The organism is Sphingopyxis sp., assembly GCF_041916015.1.
Taxonomy (GTDB): Bacteria; Pseudomonadota; Alphaproteobacteria; order Sphingomonadales; family Sphingomonadaceae; genus Sphingopyxis.
The window spans coordinates 1-3107 of sequence record NZ_JAYSAH010000063.1 but is presented as its reverse complement, the minus strand read 5'-3'; the positions used below and the strand labels follow the sequence as shown (position 1 = coordinate 3107).

Below are 3107 nucleotides of genomic sequence, written 5' to 3'. Positions count from 1 at the left end.
GGTTTCGGCGCCGAGGTGCGGCAGGCGATGGAACGCCGCGCCGAACACCTGGTCGATCAGGGCCTCGGCGAGCGGCATGGCCAGAGCATCACCTTCACCCGGAACCTGATCGACACGCTACGCCGCCGGGAGCTGGAGATGCTCGGCGAGAAGGTCGCGGCGGAAACCGGGCGGCCGTTCACCCGCGCCGCGAGCGGCGAATATGTCGCCGGCTCCTATCGGCAGCGCTTCACGCTCGCCTCCGGCCGCTTCGCCATGATCGACGACGGGCTCGGCTTCCAGCTCGTGCCCTGGACTCCCTCTCTCGAAACGCAGCTCGGCCGCCACGTCTCCGGCGTCGCCCGTAGCGACGGCGGCATCGACTGGAGCTTCGGGCGCAAGCGGGGCCTCGGCCTCTGATCCCTCGCAGAAAGACCATTGCCATGTCCGCGACGAAAATCCTCTGGGGCCAAATTCTGATCGTCTCCGCTATCGTGCTCGTCACGACCTGGGGCGCGACGGAATGGGTGGCCTGGCGGCTCGCCTTCCAGCCGGAGCTTGGGACGCCGTGGTTCCGGCTGTTCGGCTTTCCCTTCTATTTGCCGCCCGCCTTCTTCTGGTGGTGGTATGGCTTTGATGCCTATGCGCCGTCGATCTTCATCGAGGGCGCGTGGATCGCGGCGTCAGGCGGATTCATCTCGGTGGCCGTCGCCATCGGCATGTCGGTCTGGCGCGCACGCGAGGCCAAGAAGGTCGAGACCTACGGCTCCGCTCGCTGGGCCGAGGCGGAGGAAGTGAAGGCAGCGGGACTTCTCGGTCCCGATGGCGTTGTGCTCGGCCGCTACGACCGTCACTATCTTCGCCATGATGGACCGGAGCATGTGCTGTGCTTCGCGCCGACCCGTTCAGGCAAGGGCGTCGGCCTGGTCGTCCCCTCGCTGCTGACCTGGCCTGGATCGGCGATCGTCCACGACATCAAGGGCGAGAACTGGCAACTCACCGCCGGCTTTCGCGCGCGACATGGCCGCGTGCTCCTGTTCGATCCGACCAACCCGAAATCATCGGCCTACAATCCGCTGCTGGAGGTCCGCCGCGGCGAATGGGAGGTGCGCGACGTCCAGAACATCGCGGACATCCTCGTCGATCCCGAAGGCTCGCTCGAGAAGCGCAACCATTGGGAAAAAACCAGCCACGCACTGCTGGTCGGTGCGATCCTCCATGTCCTTTACGCTGAAGAGGAAAAGACGCTCGCTGGCGTCGCCGCCTTCCTCTCCGATCCGAAGCGGCCGATCGAGTCGACGCTCGCCGCGATGATGAAGACCGCGCATCTCGGTGAAGCCGGGCCGCACCCCGTCATCGCCAGCGCCGCGCGCGAGCTGCTCAACAAATCCGACAACGAGCGATCGGGCGTGCTGTCGACCGCCATGTCCTTCCTCGGCCTCTATCGCGATCCCGTCGTGGCAGAAGTGACGCGCCGCTGCGACTGGCGGATCACCGACATCGTTACGGCCAGGCATCCGACCACGCTCTACCTCGTCGTCCCGCCGTCCGACATCAACCGCACCAAGCCGCTCATCCGCCTGATCCTCAATCAGGTCGGTCGCCGCCTGACCGAGGATCTCCAGGCCAAGGTCGGCCGTCATCGGCTGCTGCTGATGCTCGACGAATTTCCGGCGCTCGGCCGGCTCGATTTCTTCGAGTCCGCGCTGGCCTTCATGGCCGGCTATGGCCTCAAGAGCTTCCTGATCGCGCAAAGCCTCAATCAGATCGAGAAAGCCTATGGCGCGAACAATTCGATCCTCGACAACTGCCATGTGCGGGTGAGCTTCGCGACCAACGACGAGCGCACGGCCAAGCGCGTATCGGACGCGCTCGGCACCGCGACCGAGATGAAGGCGATGCGAAACTATGCCGGGCACCGGCTGTCGCCGTGGCTCGGACATCTGATGGTGTCGCGTTCGGAAACGGCCCGCCAGCTGCTCACCCCCGGCGAGATCATGCAGCTTCCGCCGAGCGATGAGATCGTCATGGTCGCGGGCACGCCGCCGATCCGGGCGAAGAAGGCCCGCTACTACGAGGACGCGCGTTTCAAGGAGCGCATCCTGCCGCCGCCAGCGCTAGCCGTCCCGAAACAGGGGCGTTCCGACGACTGGACCGCGCTGCCGCTCCCACTTCGACCTGAGACGGCCGGGCCGGGATCGGCGGCGGAAGCCAGCGATGAAGATCCGACCGATTCCGAACGTCGTCAGCAACCCGAACTCAATCGCGTGGAGCCTGTCGAGAAGAAGGCTCCGCTCGAGAACGAGTTCGAGATCGGCCTTGCCGACGAGGCTGAGGATGACACGGTCCACAACAGCCGGATGAACCGGCTGATGCAGGGCGTTGCCCGTCAAGTCTCGCTCGATCCGGGCGATGGCATGGAGCTGTGAGGCGGCCATGCCGAAGTTACCCAAAAAGCAGCGCCTGTCCGTCTATCTCGACCCGGCGGTGATGCGCCGCCTCGCCGAACATGCAGCGCGCCGCGATCATTCCCGATCGCTGATCGCCGAAGCGGCCATCGAATCCTTCCTGTCGCCCGATGCCGCCGAGCGGCAGGAGGCCGCCACCACCAAGCGCCTGGACCAGCTCGATCGCCGCATGACACGGCTGGAACGCGATGTCGGCATTTCGGTCGAGATGCTGGCCGTGTTCGTGCGCTTCTGGGTCGCCACCACGCCGGCGCTGCCGGAACCCGCCGCGCAAGCCGCCCGCGCCAAGGCCGGCGAACGCTATGACCAATTCGTCGTCGCGCTTGGCCGACGATTGGCGAAGGGACCGAAGCTGAGGCAGGAAATCTCGGAAGACAGCAACGACGCGATGGGTGAAGAAGCTCGCGCGCGCAGCGAATAGTAACGAGCCGTCATCTCGCAAGATGATGCTCCCACCGCCATTCTCCTGTATTTGCACGCCACACTACTACGCTCTCAATTCTCTGTTGAATCCGCCTGATTTGCGGCTCTTTTAATCATCCCCGTCAGGGGGCCGTCTGATGTCTCCCCGGCATGAACGGGGATCGAATGGCCGGTTCACATCACAATCCAGAGGGCTTGGCGCGCGGCGCACGGATGCTGCGCACAGCGCTCGGCGCC

General features: G+C 65.3%; 3 protein-coding genes. All 3 read left to right on the top strand.

What is annotated here, in order from left to right; translation table 11 throughout:
• The coding region (locus tag ACE3SL_RS09705; RefSeq protein ID WP_374525533.1) for a DUF3363 domain-containing protein at positions 1 to 399 on the top strand (399 nt) is incomplete at its 5' end.
• A 23-nt stretch (positions 400 to 422) separates the two neighbouring features.
• Positions 423 to 2408 carry a conjugal transfer protein TraG gene (locus ACE3SL_RS09700; protein WP_374525532.1) on the top strand — a complete coding sequence of 662 codons (1986 nt, stop codon included), beginning with the start codon at positions 423 to 425 and terminating at the stop codon, positions 2406 to 2408.
• Between the two features lie 7 nt (positions 2409 to 2415).
• Positions 2416 to 2868, top strand: coding sequence for a ribbon-helix-helix protein, CopG family (locus ACE3SL_RS09695; RefSeq protein WP_374525534.1), 453 nt, complete (start codon positions 2416 to 2418; stop codon positions 2866 to 2868).
• Positions 2869 to 3107: the final 239 nt, after the last annotated feature.